The sequence below is a fragment of the Streptomyces sp. BK208 genome, from assembly GCF_004364245.1.
Lineage (GTDB): Bacteria > Actinomycetota > Actinomycetes > Streptomycetales > Streptomycetaceae > Streptomyces.
Genome location: NZ_SOAV01000013.1, coordinates 182,416 through 199,568, shown reverse-complemented (window position 1 = coordinate 199,568; position 17,153 = coordinate 182,416). Strand labels below are relative to the sequence as shown.

The window sequence follows — 17,153 nt, the reverse complement described above, 5'->3', positions numbered from 1 at the left end:
AGAGTTGTGACGACAGCGCATCCTGTGTCCGGGCGAGAAGCCCTCGGGGGCCTACCGGTTCCCCGCATCTCGTTCGACGAGTTCCTGGCCTTCGGGCGGGAGGCCCTGATCCGGGCCGACGTCCCCGTGGTCATCACCTTGCCGAAGGGAATCCAGGGTCTGGGCCGTGACGGTGTGGCCGAGCGCCTCGGCGACATGAGGGTCACCCTCTTCACCGAGCCGGGCGACAAGCAGAACTCGCAGCGGTGGACCACGCGCGAGATCAGGCTCCGGGAGTTCTTCGAGGACGACCGGTACATGAACGACCCCCACACCTGGAACCGCATCGTCTCGAACTTCCGCAACAGCCCCGCCGACGTCAACGCCGTCCTGGGCTTCGACGCGGGCAGGCTCTTCGACTACCGCGGCCCGATGAACGCCGCCAACCTGTGGATCAGCCACAAGGGCGTGTTCACCCAGAGCCACTTCGACGAGCTGGAGAACTTCAACGTCTGCCTGGAGGGCAGCAAGCGGTTCGTGCTGGCCCCGCCGGGGTTCTGGGAGTACTACCCGCGATCGCTGCGGCGCGGGTTCGGTGACAAGTCGAAGGTCTTCGACTTCGACGACGTGGACTGGGCCCGCTACCCGAAGCTCGCCGCCAAACTCGCCCAGCGACGCGAACTGATCCTGCGGCCCGGGGAGATGCTCTACCTGCCGCTCGGCTGGTGGCACCAGGCCGAGTCACTGGACGACATGAACATCAACATGAACTTCTGGCTGCGCGATCCGAAGATCTTCCGCCGCCCCTACGTGCTCGGGGTGGCGGTCTACACCGCCGTCTACCGCAAGCTCAAGGGCGTCTACAACTACGAACCGGCGGACACCACCTCATGACCGAGCCCAGGACCATCACCCCGGCCCACCAGTACCGCAACAACGACAAGCTGATCGGCATCGGCAACGAGTTCTGGGACATGTCGGAGCACCACGGCCTGGCGGGCATCGTGGCCGACTACGACACGGGGACGGGCGTCCTGCGGGCCCGGGACGGCCACGAGACCCTTCCCGAGGGCCACGAGTTCGTCAACTTCAGCTGCTGCTCGTACCTGGACCTCGACTCCCACCCCGAGGTGATCGAGGGCGCGGTCCGGGCGCTGCGCCGCTACGGCGTACTGGACCACTGCATCGCACGCAGCCGCGTCCAGATTCCGGCCATGCTGGAGCTGGAGACCTCGCTCGGTGAGCTGTTCGACGCCCAGGTCGTGTGTTCCATCGCGGCCAGCACCGCCACCTTCGGGCTGCTGCCACTGATCGCCTCGGGGCATCTGGGCGACGGCGTCCGCCCTTTGATGATCTTCGACAAGAACGCCCACGTGTCCATGGCGAACGTCAAGCCGGTCTGCGCCGACGAGACCGAGGTGGTCACCTCCCGCCATCACGACCTCGACTTCATCGAGGACATGTGCCGGAAGTACGACCGGGTGGCCTACGTCTGCGACGGCAGCGACAGTCTGGGCGGTTACGCCCCGGTCAAGGAGCTGGCGGAACTGCAGGACCGGTACGGCCTGCTGGTCTACTACGACGATTCGCACTCGCTGTCGGCCTACGGCGAGCGGGGCATCGGCTATGTCCGCACCCACAACCCGGCCCGCAACGACCGCACGATCACGGTGGTCACGCTGAACAAGGCCTACGGCACGAGCGGCGCGGCGATCGTGCTCGACGGGCAGTCCCGGAAGACACTGCGCGTCGTCGAACGGTTCGGCGGCGCCCTGAACTACTCCCAACTGCTGGACACCGCCTCGGTCGGCGCAGGCCTCGCCTCGGCCGAGATCCACCGGACCGACGAGCTGACCACGCTGCAGAATCGTCTCTACCGCAACATCGAGCTCTTCGACTCACTGGTCCACACCGACCAGAGCAACGGCACCTTCCCGATCCGGCTGGTGCCGATGAGCGACACCACGGTCATCGAGGCGGGCCGGCGCATCATCGAGGCCGGATTCTACGTCTCCCCGGTGTTCTTCCCGATCGTCGCGCGCGGCACGGCGGGCCTGCGCGTCATGATGCGAGCCGGCCAGAGCGAACAGCAGATCCGCGACCTGTGCAAGGTGCTCGTCGAGGCCGGCGCCCGCCCGGCTGCTCCGGCCGCTCCGGCCGCGACCGGGGTACCCCGGTGACCCGCACGGGCCGGGCCGTCCCCCGCAGCCTCCTTTACACGCCGGCGCTCCGGCTCGACCAGGTCGTCAGAGCCTGGTCGTACGACGCCGACCTCCACGTCATGGATCTGGAGGACGCGGTGCCGCCGGGACGGAAGGCGGCGGCCCGGGACGTGTGCCGGGCGGCCCTGGAGAAGGCTCCCGAACCGGCCAACGTCGCGGTGCGCGTCAACGCGCTGGGCACCATGGACGCGGTCCACGATCTGCTGCTGCTCGCCGAGTGCCCGGTCAAGCCGGGCTTCGTGGTGATGACCATGGTCGACTCGGCGGTCGAGGTGACCCTGCTGCGGGACACCCTCGCCTCGGCCGGCGTCCGGCCCGAGATCTACGTGACCGTGGAGACACCCGCTGCCCTCGCCCGCATCGACGCGATCGCCGAGGCCGCCGACGGTCTGATACTCGGCTCCGCCGACCTGGCGGCCACGATGGGGGTGGAGATCACCTGGGCGAACATGCTCCCCGCACGGCAGGCCATGGCCCTGGCGAGCGCCCGGCACGGTGCGGCCTGCGTCGACACCGCCAATTTCCGCCTCGGTGACCCCGCGGCGCTGGCCGAGGAGATCGCCCGGACCGTCGAGCTGGGCTTCCTGGGCAAGGTGACCGTGCACCCGGCCGAACTGGACGCCATCAACCGCGCGTTGCGGCCCCGGCCGGAGGAACTGCAGCGCGCGCGACGCGTCACCGAAGCGGTGGAGGCCGCCGACGGCGGTGTCGCCCTCCTCGACGGAAGCATGGTCGGCCCGCCGTTCGCCCGCCGGGCCCGGGCCACCGTGATGCTCGGGGACGCGTGGGCGCAGCGTTTCGGGCGCCGGGCCGGCGGCGTGTGGAGCGAGCTGGGGGAGACCGCCGATGACCGTCGTTGAGGGCACCGCGAGTGCCGGTACGGGCCGCGTGCGACCGGTGTCGGTCGCCGTGATCGGCACCGGCGCCATCGGCCAGGACCTGGTCGCCAAAGTGCACCGTTCCGCGTTCCTGACGTGCGGCCTGGTGGCCGGACGCAACCCCGGCTCCGCCGGACTCCGCCACGCCGCCGCGCTGGGCTCCCCCACATCGGCGGACGGCATCGACGCGGTCCTCGGCGCACCACGGGCGTTCGACGTGGTCTTCGACGCCACCAGCGCCATGGCGCACGCCGAGCACTGGCGTCTGCTCGAACCACTGGGCGCCCTGGTGATCGACATGACGCCCAGCAGGATCGGGCAGATGGTGGTGCCGACCGTCACCGGCCCGCAGCCCCCGGCCGTGCGGAACGTGAACCTGATCAGCTGCGGCGGCCAGGCGTCGGTGCCGATCGCCCACGCCCTCGCGCAGCGCTTCGACGTGGAGTACATCGAGGTGGTCTCGACCGTGGCCTCGACCATCGCGGGCCGGGCGACCCGGCTGAACCTCGACGAGTACGTGACCACCACCCAGCACGCGGTCACCTCGTTCTCCGGGGTCGGTGACACCAAGGCGGTGCTCAACATCAGCCCCGCCGTGCCTCCGGCCCCGTTCCGGACGGCCGTCCACGCGATCGCCCCCGGAGCCGATGCCGAGCAAGTGCGCGCCGTCGTCGCCGCGGCGGCCGAGCGCGTCCGCGCCGCCCAGCCCGGCTACCAGGCCGTAGCCTGCTCGGTGAACGGCGACCGGATCACCGTCTCCCTGGAAGTCGTCGCCGACAGCGAGGTACTGCCGCCGTACGCCGGCAACCTGGACATCATCAACTCCGCGGCCGTCATGGTCGCCGAACAGCACGCCGTCCGGCTCTCCGCGGCTGCTCGGACGGGGGCGGGCCGGTGACCGACGTGACGATCCACGACCCGACGCTGCGCGACGGCCAGCACGCGGTACGGCACCGGCTCGACGCCGCCGCGCTGCGCGGGTACGCCGAGGCGGCCGACGCCGCGGGCATCCCGGTGGTGGAGGTGGGCCACGGCAACGGCCTGGGCGCCTCCTCGTTGCAGGTCGGACGGGCCGCCGTCAGCGACGACGAGATGCTGTCGACCGTACGGGAGGCGCTGACCCGCAGCCGGATGGGTGTCTTCATGCTGCCCGGCTGGGGCACCTCCGCCGATCTGCGCAAGGCGATCTCGCACGGTGCCGACGTCCTGCGTATCGGAGTGCACTGCACCGAGACCTCGCTGGCCGAGCGCCACCTCGAGTTCCTGCGGTCCGAGGGCGCGCAGGCGCACTGCGTGCTCATGATGAGCCACATGGCGACACCGGCCGAGCTGGCCGAGCACGCGGCGAAGACCGTGGAGTACGGGGCGCAGGCGGTCGGCATCATGGACTCCGCCGGCCACTTCCTGCCCGCCGACGTCACCGAGCGGATCGGTGCCATCGCCGCGGCTGTCGACGTGCCGGTGATCTTCCACGGGCACAACAACCTCGGCATGGCCGTCGCCAACTCCGTGGCCGCCGCGGAAGGCGGCGCGACCATCATCGACGGCTGCGCCCGGGGCTTCGGCGCCGGAGCGGGCAACACGCAGCTTGAGGTACTCGTTCCGGTGCTGGAGCGCACCGGGTACCGCACGGGGATCGACCTCTACCGGCTGCTCGACGCCGCCGAGTTCGCGGAGTGGAAGCTCATGCCCGCGCCGCCGGTGACCGGTTCGCTGAGCATCGTCAGCGGTCTGGCCGGGGTCTTCTCGGGGTTCAAGCACCACGTGCTGGACCAGGCGGAGCGCGCCGGGGTCGATCCGCGGGACGTGTTCTTCGAGCTCGGAAGACGCCAGGCCGTGGCGGGTCAGGAGGACCTGATCGTCGACGTCGTCGCCGAGTTGAGCACCCGCGGCAAGGACGTGGCCTCGTGAGAGTACCGATGATCACGGCCGAGGACATGGCCGGGGACGGGCGTCTGCTGCGGGTGGTCGACGCGCTGGCCGAAGCCCTGGCCGACCTCTCGGCGGGCCGGACCTCCTCGCCGCCGCGGACGGTCGTCCAGCACGGACCGCAGCGGGAACTGCTGGCGGGCACGGCGGTCTGGGCCGGACGCGGAGCAGGCACCGTCAAGATCACCTCGCTCACCCCGGACAACCGGGACCGCGGGCTTCCGCTGATCCACGGCCTTGTGGTGCTCACCGACCTCGAGACCGGGCGCATCACGGCGCTGCTGGACGGCGCCGAACTGACCGCGCTGCGCACCGGCGCGGTCGCGGCTCTCGCGACCCGCCTGTGCTCCCCGCCGGACGCCGGTGACCTGGCCCTCGTCGGGGCCGGTGTGCAGGCCCGTGCGCTGGTGCGGGCGGTGTCGGCGGTCCGACCGGTCCGCTCGGTGCGGGTGTACTCCCGTACCCGTGCCCGTACGGAGGCGTTCGCCCGGTGGGTGCGCGACACCGCGGGTCCCGGGGTGCGGGTCGCGGTCTGCGACACGGCCCGGGACGCCGTGCGGGACGCCGGGATCATCTGCACGGCGACCTCGACCGACGACGACGAGCCACTGCTGGCGGCCGACTGGGTGGCCCCCGGAGCACACGTCAACGTGATCGGCGGCACGCACGAAGACGCCGTCGAGGTCGAACCCACCTTGCTCGCGGACGCGTTGGTCGTGGTCGAGGAACGCGCGGCGGCGGTCGCCGAGGCGGGCGAGGTGCGGGCCGCACTCGCCGCGGGGCTGCTGCGGGAGGATCAGCTGACCGAACTGGGCACGCTGACGGACCCGGAGGCCCGGCCGGACCACAGCCGTACCTCGGTGTTCCGCGGCGTCGGCATGGCCATCGAGGACACGGCTGCGGCCGCGGCCCTCTACGAGGCCTCGTGCGGCTGAGGGGCGGTCGGCTCGGGGGGCTGCTCCCGCGACTCGCGGCAGCGGACCATGAAGGAGCGCTCGAAGACGATCACCGGTTCCCCGGACGACTTCCGTCCCGTCGTCTCCACCGTGATGATGCCCTGGCCCGGACGGGACCCGGACAGCCGCTTGTGCAGGATCCGGCTCTCGGCGTACAGCGTGTCGCCCACGTACACCGGGTCCTTCAGACGGACCTTGTCCCATCCGAGGTTGGCCACCGCCCGCGCGGACAGGGCCTGCACGGTCATGCCGCCGACCAGGCAGAGAGTGATCCCGCTGTTGACGAGCACCCGCCCGTACTCGGCGCCCTCGCCGTAGGCACGGTCGAAGTGCAACGGATGCTGGTTCATGGTGAGCAGGGTCAGCCAGGTGTTGTCGGTCTCGGTGATGGTCCTGCCCGGCCAGTGCCTGATCAGCATCCCGGGGGCGAAGTCCTCGTAGTCCCCGCCGTGTTCCTCCACGTACTCGCCGTCCCCGACGCGGCGCAGCGTCATGCGTAGATCCCCCTTGCACGTCACGGTAGCCGAAAGCTGCGACGACCGTACGCCATCCACCGCCGGGGCGCAGCCCGCCGCGGATCCGGCCCATCAGGCCGCGACATGCCCGAGAGGGCAGGAGAAGGAGAGCCGCCCGATGAGCTCAGCCGTGGAGACCGGCAGGCGGGGACCGTCAGGCCACCCGTGGTTCGGCGACCGGCACGTAGTCCCGCCCGCCGTGCCCCCGGCCGTGATCCGCCGGATGCTGGACCACGAGATACGGGACACCGGCTGGCCCTACCAGCGGCTGCTCCCCGCCGCCCCCTTCGTGCTGCCGCACGCGTCCTGCGCGGAGCTGTTCAGGGTGACCGCGGCGCTGCTCGACCTGGTGCGCCGCACCGCGCTGGAGACGGCGCCCACCACCCAGGGGCGGCTGGCCGCGTACCGCATGCCCGAGAGCGAGCACCGGCTCTTCTTGACCGACCAGTTCACCGAGGAGCGCTACGCGGACTGTGTGACCCGGCCGGACGTGGTCGTCGGCCCGGACGGCCCGCGGTTCGTGGAGTTCAACGTCAGCGGCGCGCTCGGTGGCCCGGTCGAGGTGCGGTCCCGCATGGCTGTCTGGCGCGCCCTGTACACCGACGACCAGGGACGGCTGCCGTTCAGCAGCCCGGACCCCTTCGCCGTACGCGCCGAGATGTTCCGCGGCCTGTGTGCCGAGCTGGGCGTCGCCCCCCGTGTCGCGGTCCTCGGCAGCGCGCGCGACCAGGGCGGCTCGACCCGGTACTTCGACATGCAGACCGAGTACTTCGCCGGCCGGGGGCTGGCCGCCCGCTTCTTCGAGCCGGAGGATCTCCACGAGGCCTGGGACTGCCCACCGCACCTGCGCTACCGGGTGGGGCTGAGGGACTTCACCATCCCGGACTGGCTCGAACTGGGCATCGACACCGCTCCCGTGCAGGACGCCCTCGATCATGGCTGCCTGCTGGTGGGCACGCAGACGTCCACGTTCCTGTCCAGCAAGCTCACCCTGGGCTTCCTGTCGGAGGGACGTCCCTGGATGAGCGCCGCCGAACAGCACCTGGTCGAACGGTACGTTCCGTGGACCCGGGTGCTGTCCCACCGCTTCACGCACCGGGCCGGTCGCAAGGTGGACCTCGTGCCGTACGCCGTGGCCAACCGTGAGCAGCTCGTACTCAAGGCGGGGATCGGAATGAGCGGCAAGCAGGTCGCCATCGGCCGCGAGCAGTCTCCCCAGCAGTGGGAGTCGGCGGTGGTCGCCGCCGCGGAGTCGGGGACGAGCGTCGTGCAGGACTTCGTCTCCCCGCGCACCTGCCCGTTGTACCTGGCCGCCGACGGCGCGGCGGAGCCTCACCTCGCCCAGGTGGCGCCCGTCCTCGGCCCGCTCCTCTTCGGCGGCCGGCCGGCCGGGATACTGGCCCGCTTCTTCGGCGACGGTTCGTCCGGCGTGGTCACCGTCCACGGCACCCACAGCTCGGACAACTGCGTGGCGGCCGTCTGACGAGGAGAACCCGGTCCCGTCACCGGGTTACCTGCGCACGGTGGCGCCCGTCCGCATGGAAACGGGTCGGCGGAGCACACCTCCTGCATGGGAACAGTGGTGCACGTACCGCAGACGAGGGACATGATCGGTGACGAGTTGTCCGGGGACGAAGCCTGGGCCGCGCTGCGCCGCTACGGGGGGCGCCGGCTGGTGACCGACGCGTTCCTGCGCTTCCGGTACGCCGACGGATTCAGTTTCGCGCGGGCCCTCGCCTTCCAGTTGGTCATCGGGATGGTGCCGCTCGCCATCGCCCTGGTGGGGGTCTCCGCGGCCATCCACACGGAAAGCGTCGGACGGCTGATCGAACTGACCTTGACCGAGATCGTTCCGTCGGCCAGCGCCGAGCTCGTGCGCGAGGGGCTGCTGACGACCCGTACGCATGCCGACGCCGATGCGGCGGGCACCGTGGCCATGTGGCTGGGCCTCGGTTTCGCCGTCCTGAACCTCGCATCGGCGATGGGCCAGATCGAGCGGGGATGCAACCGCATCTACGGCATCGAACGCGACCGGCCGTTCCTGGAGAAGTACGGCCGCAGCCTGCTGCTGGCGGTCGGTGCCGGCGGGCCGCTGGTGCTGGGCTTTCTCGTGACGGTGGCTGGCGGCGCGGTGGGCAGGGCGGTGGCGGAGGTGTTCGGCCGGCACGGGGCGTGGCTGAGCTGGTGGGAATGGGGGAAGGTCCCGGTGGGCGTGGCGCTCGCCTGCATGGCGTCGGCCGTCGTCCTGCGGTGGGCGCCCAGGCGTGCCCAACCGGGTTACACCTGGCTGGTGTTCGGGTCCGTCGTGCAGCTCGTCCTGTGGATCACGGCTACCTGGCTGCTGGCGCTCTACGTGGCGTACAGCGGGTCCTTCGGTTCGCTGTACGGGCCGCTGACCGCGCTGATGGCCCTGTTCCTGTGGGCCAACATGGCCGGCGTGGCCCTCTTCCTGGGCGTGGCGTTCGCGGCCCAGCTGGAGGCCGCCCGAGCCGGCATCACCAGCCCCGTGCTTCCGGATCCCGGCTCCGCTCCCCGGCCCGGTGACCAGCCCCGGCCGGGCGACCGGCCGTCCTCGCAACGGACGGACGGCGACGGAGGCTAGTGGCTCCGCTCGGAAGGTAGACGGCCGGCCTACGACGCTCGCGTCACAGAAACCGTGGGGGACATCCGAGATGCGCGAACGCCGAAGCGACGTCATGGAGCCCCGGGCGCCAGCCCCTCCCCGTGTCCCGGAGAACAGACGTGCCGCTCTGCCCGCGGCAGAACACCGGCCGGAGGGGGCTCGACGATCGCTACAGTCCAGTCCCATGACGAAGATCACGACGCGTACGGTCGAGTACCCGGCCGACGGCCTGACGATGATCGGGCACCTCGCGCTCCCGGCCGGTGCCGACCGCCGGCCCGCGGTGCTGCTCGGGCCGGAGGGCATGGGGCTGAGCGACGTCGAGCGCGGCCGGGCCGAGGCTCTCGCCGAGCTGGGATATGTGACGCTGGCCTTCGACCTGCACGGTGGGCGCTATCTCAGTGACCCTGAGGCGATGCTGGCCCGTTGCATGCCGCTGCTCGCCAGTCCCGACCGGATGCGGGGCATCGGTCACGCGGCGCTCGACGTGTTGCGCGCCGAGCCACGGACCGACCCCGACCGGATCGCCGCCGTCGGCTACGGCACCGGGGGCGCCGTCGGGCTGGAACTCGGGCGCGACGGCGTCAACCTGCGCGCGATCGCAACAGTCAACGCCCTGACCACGGGCCGACCGGGCGAGGCGGCGCGCATGCGCTGCCCGGTGTGGGCCGGGGTCGGATCGGAAGATCCGATCATGCCGCCCGCGCAACGGAGCGCGTTCACCGCCGAGATGCAGGCCGCGGGCGTCGACTGGCGCCTCGTGGTCTACGGCGGCGCCCTGCACGCGTTCCACCACCCGCCGGTCGACCACCCCGTGGTGCCCGGCGTCGGATACCACGCACGGCACGCGCAGCGAGCCTGGCGCGACGTCGTCGACCTGCTCGCCGAATGCCTGACCACGACGTCGTGATCCGGTCGGGCGCCGGCGGTCCCGGGCCGCGGGCCATGCCTCGCCCGACCTGACCCGGGTCCGTCTCTCGTCCTGCCACACCCGGCCTACGCGGGGTCTTTGCCCCGACTGGCGTTGAAGCGCGCCTTCTTCTGCCGATTCCCGCATGTGTTCATGTCGCACCACCTGCGGGTGCGGCTCCGGCTGGTGTCGAAGAACGCGGCTCGGCAGGTCGGTGACGCGCACAGGGCCAGTTTTCCGTCTCGTTCCCCGGCGATGACGCTGACCGCGTCGGCGGCGATCACGCCGAGGGCGTCTTCCACGCGGTCGGTCGAGGCGAGCTGCCATTCCCGCGTGCCTTCAGGCGTCAGGACGGCCGCTGCCCTCCCTCGGGTGCTGCAGTCGTTGATGACCTGGACGGCGGCCGTGGGCAGGGGCGACTGGAGCGCGGCCGCCGTCGCGGCGGCGTGGATCGACTCCCTCAGTCGCCGGGCCAGCTCCAGCTGGGCGGTGGTGCAGGAGTCCACGGCCAGGCCGTACACCGCCAGCCAGTCGACGAGTCGCTGCGGTGTGGGGATGCGCTCCACGGCATCGCCGTGCCGCTCCGACAAGGTGCCCGTGAAGCTGGTCGCCAGCACGGTGCCCAGGCGGAAGTCAGGGAATTCCGAACGCATGGAACCACCATAGCCGGTTGCACGCTCACAGGAGGACATAGTAGAACCGTCATAGCCGGTTCACTACAGGTTGCAGCGCAAGCGACGGCCAGGAGGCCCCATGCCCCGCCCCACCAGCAACGTGCAGGCATTCGAAGCTCATGCGACGGAGGCGGACCTCGACGACCTGCGTGCGCGACTGGCAGCGGCGCGGCTGCCGGAGGCCGAGACCGTTCATGGCGCTCCACCCGGCCCCGGGCGGTGGGAACAGGGCGTTCCGCTCGCCGACCTCACCGATCTCGTGGAGTACTGGCGTACCGGGTACGACTGGCGGGCGTTCGAGGAGCACCTCAACCAGATCGGCCAGTTCCGCACGACCATCGACGGCCTGGGGATCCACTTCCTGCATCGCCGGTCAGCGCGGACCGATGCCACTCCCCTCCTTCTCACGCATGGCTGGCCTGACAGCGTCGCCCGGTTCAGCCACTTGGTGGAGGAGCTGGCGGATCCGAGGCACGAGGACACGCCGGCCTTCCACGTCGTGGTCCCGTCGCTGCCGGGGTTCGGCTACAGCGACAAGCCCGCCACCACCGGGTGGGGAACCGAGAGGACCGCGGCCGCCTGGGTGGAACTGATGGGCAGGCTCGGCTACCGGCGGTTCCTGGCCCACGGCGGCGACTGGGGAGGCAATATCACCACGGTCCTCGCCGGCAGGTTCCCGGCACACGTCCTCGGCATCCACACCACCTTCGCCGAGGGACCGCCCGGGCTTACGACGGAGGGACTGACGGCGACGGAGCGCCGATGGGCCGAGGAGACCCGTGACTTCTGGCGCCACCGCGCCGCGTACGCGAAGCAGCAGGCGACCCGACCGCAGACCATCGGCTATGCGCTCGTCGACTCACCGGTCGGGCTCCTCGCCTGGATTCTCGACAAGTTCGCCGAATGGTCGGACACCCAGGACACCCCGTTCGAAACCATCCCCAGGGACCGCATCCTCGACAACGTCACGCTGTACTGGCTGACGCGCAGCGGAGCGTCCGCCGCCCGTATCTACTACGAGAGCCACAACTCGCTGGACCCGGAACTCCGGGTCGACGTCCCCTCAGCGATCACTGCCTACCCCCATGATGTCGAGAAGTGCCCGCGCCCCTGGGCGCAGCAGCGTTACCGACGGATCGTCCGCTGGGGCCTGCCCGACAAGGGGGGTCATTTCCCGTCACTGGAGGTTCCCGAACCCTTCGTCGAGGACCTGCGGGAAGGCCTCGCCGCGGTACTGGGCGCCGACCGATGAACCCGGCAGCGGCATGACCCGCGCTCCGGCACGGTCGCATCAGCCTCATGCCGTTGCCGAGACGGAGGCGAGAGCCGCTCCTCCTCCGGCGGCGGCGGCGACGAGGCAGGCGCGGCGCGCGAGGGGTGTCCTTGCCGCATGAGTGCCTGCGCCGAAGCCGCCCACGAGGAAGCGTGGATCCTCGTCGAGCACACCCGAACACCTCCGGCTTCCGGCTTCCGGCTTCCGGCTTCCGGCTTCCGGCTTCCGGCTTCCGGCTTCCGGCTTCCGGCTTCCGGCGGCGGCTCTCCGCGCCCGACTGCGCGAGCGCGGCATCGACCGGATGCCGTTCGCCGCCGAGGAGACGCGCCCGGACCTCGTCCGGTGCCCCGGCCCCGCCCGACGACGAGGCAGGCACCCGGCAGTGCGTGGCGCGCGGGCCCGCGTCCGCCCCGACACCCTGTACCGGCCGGGGCTGCACCCGGACCAGACGGCCGCCCGCGTCACCGGCCCGCCTCCTCCCACCTGGTGGCACGCGGAGGCCGGACGGCTCGCCGTACGGCGGCGCGGGGGTGACGGGAGATCAGATCGCCCTCGTCCGCACCATTGACGCGGTCATGCCTCCCTCGCATCATCGTGGGAGCGCTCCCACTCACGCCGCATCACAGAGCCCGATCGACCACTCGCACCGGGCTCTCCGACCGACGCGGCGCTCGTCCGAGGAGGACACGTCATGCCGCTCGCACACCTCCCCGCCACCGGCCGTCCCGGCCGGCCACCCGGCAGAGCCGGAAGAACCGCGGGCAGACGCCCCGCGGCCGCGCTCGTCTGCGCCCTGGCCACGGTCGCCGCTCTCGCCGCCGCTCCCCCGGCGCCCGCCGCGACCGGCCGGGCCGCCGCGGACCCTGCCACCACGGCGACGGCCTCCGACGTGGCGTCGCCCGTCGAGGTCTCCGTCAACGCGGGGGTGGGTCTCGGCACCATCGACAAGGCGGCGTTCGGCGTCAACCACGCCCTCTGGGACTCCCACATGAACGACCCGGAGGTGACCGGCCTGCTGGAGGAGGCGGGCGTCGGTGTCATGCGCTATCCCGGCGGTTCCTACGGCGACATCTACCACTGGAAGGACCACTCCGCTCCCGGCGGTTACGTGGCCCCCGGCACCACCTTCGACGAGTTCATGGGCAGCGTCCGCGCCGCCGGCTCCCAGCCTATGATCATCGCCAACTACGGCACGGGCACCCCGCAGGAGGCCGCCGACTGGGTCCGGTACGCCAACGTCACCCGCGGCTACGGGGCGAAGTACTGGGAGATCGGCAACGAGATCTACGGCAACGGCCACTACGGCAGCGGCTGGGAGGCCGACGACCACCCGGACAAGAGCCCGCGCGAGTACGCCCGCAACGTCCTCTCCTACGCCGAGGCGATGAAGGCGGTCGACCCGACGATCAAGATCGGTGCCGTGCTGACCACGCCGGGCGACTGGCCGGACGGCATCACCGGCCCGGACGACTCGGCCGACTGGAACCACACCGTGCTGTCCGCGGTCGCCGGGACGATCGACTTCGCCATCGTGCACTCCTACCCGGGCGGCGCCACCGCCGACGAGGCCCTGGACCGGACCGCGCGGCTGCCCGGACAGCTCCGCGAGGTCCGCCGGCAGATCGACCGGTACGCCGGGGAACGCTCGTCGAAGATCGGCATCGCGCTCACCGAGGTCAACTCCAACGTCCAGATGAACAGCCGCCCCAACGGCCTGTTCGCCGCGGACACCTACATGACGGCGCTGGAGAACGGCGTCTTCAACGTCGACTGGTGGAACGTCCACAACGGGCCCACCAAGGTGGAGACGGTGGACGGTGACACCGACTTCAACGACTTCGGTCTGCTCTCCAGCGGCGGCTGCGTCGACGAGGTCTGCCAGCCGGCCGTGAACACGCCGTTCCACCCGTACTTCGGCATCAAGTCGCTGACCGAGCTGGGCCGTCCCGGCGACACGATGGTCGCCTCCTCCACCGACAGCGACCAGGTCTCCGCGCACGCCGTGCACCGGGCCGACGGCACGCTGAGCGTGATGCTGATCAACAAGGATCCGTTGAACGCCCGTACCGCGGCCATCAGTTACTCCGGTTACACCCCCACTGCGCAGGCACCGGTCGTGCACCGTTACGGCCGCGGCGACACCGACGTCACCCGGGTGGCCGCCACCGCCGGGAGCGACCAGGTGCTGCCGCCGTACTCGATCACCACGATCACCGTGGCCCCGCACGCCGCCGCGGCCTCGCTCGGCGCGCCCGGCGCACCGAGGACCACCGCCGTGGACAACTCGACCGCCACGGTGAGCTGGCCGGCCCCTGCGAACGGCAGGGCGGTGCGCTACGAGGTGTACGAACGCCTGGGCACCAACGCCCAGTTGCTCGCCACCTCGACCTCCACCTCGGCGACTCTGCACAACCTGCCGCCGGGCTCCGAGCACACGGTCAACGTCCTCGCCCGGGACGCAGACGGCCGCCTGTCACGGCCCTCCGAGCCGCTGACCTTCGCCACCACGGCTCCGCGCGACAGCAGCTGCCTGGTCACGTACCGGGTGGACAGCGGCTGGGGCAGCGGATTCGTCGCCACCGTCACGGTCTCCAACGTCGGTGACGCCCCGGTCAACGGCTGGACCCTGGACTTCACGTGGCCTTCCTCCGGCCAGTCCGTGCAGAGCTCCTGGAACGCGAACGTCACCGGCTCGGGCACGCGTGTCCACGTGACCGACAACGGCGCCAACGCCGAGCTGGCCCCGCGCGGCGGCACCACCGCCACCTTCGGCTTCGTCGGAGCCAACGACGGCGCCAACCCCGTACCGACCACGTTCACCCTCAACGGCACGGTCTGCCGCACCTCCTGACCCGCCCCTCCTGACCCGGCCCCGCGCCCGGCCGCCCTCCGGCAGGCCGGGCCGCGGGCGCGCGGCGGACGCGTCGGCGGGTCTGCGCCGTCCGCTGACGGACTTGATACGGACTCGGACTCCCCAGCCACCTCGTGGATCCGGCCTGCGCCCCGATCGCCGACGGATGCCATTCCTACGCTCCTGTGCGACGTCCGGCCGTGTCATGAGCGGCGACCGCACGTGCAACTCCAGGTCGGGGGCCGGTCAGGGGCAGCGTGCTCCAGGTCGCTGTCGCCACGTGGAGCACGCTGACGGTTTCAGCGCAGCAGCGCGTCGAGGAAAGGGCTGGAGATCACATGGTGGGGGTCGAGCCGGTTCAGGGTCGCGACCGCCTCGTCCCAGCCCGGGCCGCCTCCCGCGCGCAGGGCGGCGGGTACGGCCCGGGTGAGGACGTCCGGGTCGGACCACGCGGCGGTGTCGGAGTAGGCCCAGCCTTTCGACCACTCCACACGTACGGTTGCCCGGTCTTCGTCCAGGGCCAGGAGGAACAGCTCGATGTCCCGGTAGAAGCGGTGCAGGGCGGGTGTGTCCGGCAACGAGAGGATGTCGATCCATACGGCGGTGTCGACGTCCGGCCGGTCCGGACGGGGCCGCAGGGCGGACAGCAGTGGTGGCCGGGCTCCGGGGACACCGCACACGGACGGATCCTCCAGGCCGGTCACCCGGATCTCCACCTGGCCGTTGACCGGGTACTCGCCTCGTGCCGCGTACTCGGCGAGCAGCGTGCCGTAGAAATCGGCGAACCGGCTGACCACCCACTGCAGATCGGCGCGGCGGGTGAGGACGGCATAGCCGTTGGCCGTCTCGCGCAGCGTGGTCGGTCGCACGTACTCCAGCAGGTTGCGGGAGGCTCCCCACAGGTCCGAGCGCAGCCCGCCCGCCAGCAGGTGGGTGAGCACGTCGCCGGTCAGCACGTCCCGCACGAGGGTCGGCGAGAGCAGAACGTCGGTGATGTCACCGGTCAGTGCGACCTTGGCCAGCAGGTACTGGACCTGACCGAAGAGCGGGGCGCTCGCCCATGCTCCCGAGACGAGCGTTCCGGCGAGCCGCGCAACCGGCTCGGGGAGCGAGTCGGAGAACGGGTAGTTGTACGGACCGTCGACGGTCCGGGAGGCGAACGGCCGCTCGGGGGCGACGCTCCATACCTTCAGCCAGGGCTTGTCCGTGAACGCGAACCAGATCGCCTCCGCCCTACCGGTCCTGTCCACGAAGTCAGCCAGGGTCCTGGTACCGGCCGGGGCCCCGGGGGCGGCGAACAACTCGGCCGCGGGGATGTTCAGGAAGGACCGGCAGCGCAGGTTGTGGTCGGCGCCCATCCGCAGCACGGCTTCGGTGACGAGAGAGCGACCGAGATGGGTGAGGAGGGCGTCGCAGTCGGGATCGGCCCGGCCGACCGTCCGCAGGACGTATCGCCCGGCTCCGGCGTCCCAGACGACCACGGTCAGCTCGGTGACCAGGTTGCTCAGCGAGCCGTAGCCCTGCCCGGGGGACGGTCGTTCACCGGTGGCGGGAACTGCCGTGCCGTGCGCGCCGATGGCCAGGGCGCCGCCGACCGTCAGCTCCCCCGGCGCGGGCGCGGAGACGACCCCGTATCCGTGCGAGCCTGCGAACGCCAGGAGCCTCTCCAGCAGGGCCCCGGCTTGGACCCGGACCAGAGCGGAACCGTCGGCGTCCTGCCGCTCCAGCGACATCCCGGTGAGGTGCGCGGTGGTGTCCACCAGGACGACCCGGGTCGCGGCGGGTGTGCCGTCGGCCACCGTGAGCGGAGCCCAGCCATGCCGCTTGCCCTGGGCACGTACCGTCCAGCCCGCACCGTGCGCCCAGTTCACGACGTCGAGCATGTCCTGCGGAGTGCGCGGCGCGCACGTCCACAGCTGGTCGGCGCGGATCTCACCGGCCCAGTTCTCGTAGACGCGCCGATAGACCGCGAGTCCGGTCGGGAAGCCGGGCGGTGACGGGGCGTCGGCGTAGGCACTGCCGGGCCGGACCATCCCGCGCAACCACCAGACCCCGCCACCCGCGACGACGGACGAGGCGAGCAGCCTGCGCCGCGACAGCCCGCCACCCTCAACCGAAGACTCGTCCGCCATCTCTGAGAACCTCCCCTGGTCCCGCCCACCCCGGGCCGGCCCTGGTGGGCCGACCGAGCAGGCACGCTAACCGGCGACCAGAAGCCTTGTAGTCATATGGTCGTTCGATCTACACGATCGAGTGAGAATCACGCGAACCCTCCTCCTTTCCCCGCACGGCCTGCGACCTCCGAAATGGTCGGAAGGCCGCGTCGGCACACGGGCGACGGCT

The 17,153-nt window shown here is 71.3% G+C and carries 14 protein-coding genes; 11 read left to right on the top strand and 3 right to left on the bottom strand.

The window, feature by feature from the left end; genetic code table 11:
• The first annotated feature begins 24 nt into the window (after nt 1–24).
• The 6 genes from EV562_RS28715 to EV562_RS28690 are packed head-to-tail and all read left to right on the top strand — an operon-like array spanning nt 25 to nt 5,943.
• Nucleotides 25–873 carry a cupin-like domain-containing protein gene (locus EV562_RS28715; protein ID WP_243860217.1) on the top strand — a complete coding sequence of 283 codons (849 nt, stop codon included), beginning with the start codon at nt 25–27 and terminating at the stop codon, nt 871–873.
• The gene (locus EV562_RS28710; RefSeq protein ID WP_133889768.1) at nt 870–2,159 is read left to right on the top strand and encodes an aminotransferase class I/II-fold pyridoxal phosphate-dependent enzyme; all 1,290 of its coding nucleotides are present in this window, start codon (nt 870–872) and stop codon (nt 2,157–2,159) included. The genes EV562_RS28715 and EV562_RS28710 overlap by 4 nt, the downstream gene beginning before the upstream one ends.
• Nucleotides 2,156–3,061: a CoA ester lyase gene (locus tag EV562_RS28705; RefSeq protein ID WP_133889767.1), complete on the top strand. Its 906-nt coding sequence runs from the start codon at nt 2,156–2,158 to the stop codon at nt 3,059–3,061. The genes EV562_RS28710 and EV562_RS28705 overlap by 4 nt, the downstream gene beginning before the upstream one ends.
• Entirely contained in the window at nt 3,048–3,977 is a 930-nt protein-coding gene (locus EV562_RS28700; protein WP_133889766.1) for an acetaldehyde dehydrogenase (acetylating), read from the top strand. The genes EV562_RS28705 and EV562_RS28700 overlap by 14 nt, the downstream gene beginning before the upstream one ends.
• Nucleotides 3,974–4,990, top strand: coding sequence for a 4-hydroxy-2-oxovalerate aldolase (gene dmpG, locus EV562_RS28695; RefSeq protein ID WP_133889765.1), 1,017 nt, complete (start codon nt 3,974–3,976; stop codon nt 4,988–4,990). The genes EV562_RS28700 and dmpG overlap by 4 nt, the downstream gene beginning before the upstream one ends.
• Nucleotides 4,987–5,943 carry an ornithine cyclodeaminase family protein gene (locus EV562_RS28690; RefSeq protein ID WP_208298444.1) on the top strand — a complete coding sequence of 319 codons (957 nt, stop codon included), beginning with the start codon at nt 4,987–4,989 and terminating at the stop codon, nt 5,941–5,943. The genes dmpG and EV562_RS28690 overlap by 4 nt, the downstream gene beginning before the upstream one ends.
• Here EV562_RS28690 and EV562_RS28685 read toward each other — a convergent pair.
• On the bottom strand, nt 5,922–6,458 hold the full coding sequence (locus EV562_RS28685; RefSeq protein ID WP_133889764.1) for a MaoC family dehydratase: 537 nt from the start codon (nt 6,456–6,458) through the stop codon (nt 5,922–5,924). The genes EV562_RS28690 and EV562_RS28685 overlap by 22 nt on opposite strands.
• Before the next feature lie 139 nt (nt 6,459–6,597).
• Here EV562_RS28685 and EV562_RS28680 point away from each other — a divergent pair, with 139 nt between their 5' ends.
• From EV562_RS28680 to EV562_RS28670, 3 genes are all read left to right on the top strand, one after another.
• Nucleotides 6,598–7,962, top strand: a complete 1,365-nt coding sequence (locus EV562_RS28680) for a hypothetical protein (RefSeq protein WP_133889763.1) — start codon at nt 6,598–6,600, stop codon at nt 7,960–7,962.
• Nucleotides 7,963–8,049: 87 nt separating this feature from the next.
• Entirely contained in the window at nt 8,050–9,081 is a 1,032-nt protein-coding gene (locus EV562_RS28675) for a YihY/virulence factor BrkB family protein (protein WP_133889762.1), read from the top strand.
• A 205-nt stretch (nt 9,082–9,286) separates the two neighbouring features.
• Entirely contained in the window at nt 9,287–10,012 is a 726-nt protein-coding gene (locus EV562_RS28670) for a dienelactone hydrolase family protein (RefSeq protein WP_133889761.1), read from the top strand.
• An 86-nt stretch (nt 10,013–10,098) separates the two neighbouring features.
• On the opposite strand, the gene EV562_RS28665 is transcribed toward EV562_RS28670, so the two are convergent.
• A complete protein-coding gene (locus EV562_RS28665; RefSeq protein ID WP_133889760.1) occupies nt 10,099–10,665 on the bottom strand; it encodes a CGNR zinc finger domain-containing protein in 567 nt (188 codons plus the stop codon).
• A 100-nt stretch (nt 10,666–10,765) separates the two neighbouring features.
• On the opposite strand from EV562_RS28665, the gene EV562_RS28660 reads away from it, so the two are divergent.
• Nucleotides 10,766–11,938: an epoxide hydrolase family protein gene (locus EV562_RS28660; protein WP_133889759.1), complete on the top strand. Its 1,173-nt coding sequence runs from the start codon at nt 10,766–10,768 to the stop codon at nt 11,936–11,938.
• Between the two features lie 712 nt (nt 11,939–12,650).
• Nucleotides 12,651–14,810, top strand: coding sequence for a cellulose binding domain-containing protein (locus tag EV562_RS28650; RefSeq protein WP_133889757.1), 2,160 nt, complete (start codon nt 12,651–12,653; stop codon nt 14,808–14,810).
• 299 nt (nt 14,811–15,109) lie between these two features.
• Here the strand turns inward: EV562_RS28650 and EV562_RS28645 are convergent, their stop codons facing one another.
• Nucleotides 15,110–16,942, bottom strand: coding sequence for a cholesterol oxidase substrate-binding domain-containing protein (locus EV562_RS28645; protein WP_133889756.1), 1,833 nt, complete (start codon nt 16,940–16,942; stop codon nt 15,110–15,112).
• Nucleotides 16,943–17,153: the final 211 nt, after the last annotated feature.

Coding starts and splice junctions, on each gene's coding strand:
- EV562_RS28700 (WP_133889766.1), top strand. CDS start 3,048: ATGACCGTCGTTGAGGGCACCGCGAGTGCCGGTACGGGCCGCGTGCGA.
- EV562_RS28670 (WP_133889761.1), top strand. CDS start 9,287: ATGACGAAGATCACGACGCGTACGGTCGAGTACCCGGCCGACGGCCTG.
- EV562_RS28710 (WP_133889768.1), top strand. CDS start 870: ATGACCGAGCCCAGGACCATCACCCCGGCCCACCAGTACCGCAACAAC.
- EV562_RS28685 (WP_133889764.1), bottom strand. CDS start 6,458: ATGACGCTGCGCCGCGTCGGGGACGGCGAGTACGTGGAGGAACACGGC.
- EV562_RS28645 (WP_133889756.1), bottom strand. CDS start 16,942: ATGGCGGACGAGTCTTCGGTTGAGGGTGGCGGGCTGTCGCGGCGCAGG.
- EV562_RS28680 (WP_133889763.1), top strand. CDS start 6,598: ATGAGCTCAGCCGTGGAGACCGGCAGGCGGGGACCGTCAGGCCACCCG.
- EV562_RS28660 (WP_133889759.1), top strand. CDS start 10,766: ATGCCCCGCCCCACCAGCAACGTGCAGGCATTCGAAGCTCATGCGACG.
- EV562_RS28650 (WP_133889757.1), top strand. CDS start 12,651: ATGCCGCTCGCACACCTCCCCGCCACCGGCCGTCCCGGCCGGCCACCC.
- EV562_RS28665 (WP_133889760.1), bottom strand. CDS start 10,665: ATGCGTTCGGAATTCCCTGACTTCCGCCTGGGCACCGTGCTGGCGACC.
- EV562_RS28675 (WP_133889762.1), top strand. CDS start 8,050: ATGGGAACAGTGGTGCACGTACCGCAGACGAGGGACATGATCGGTGAC.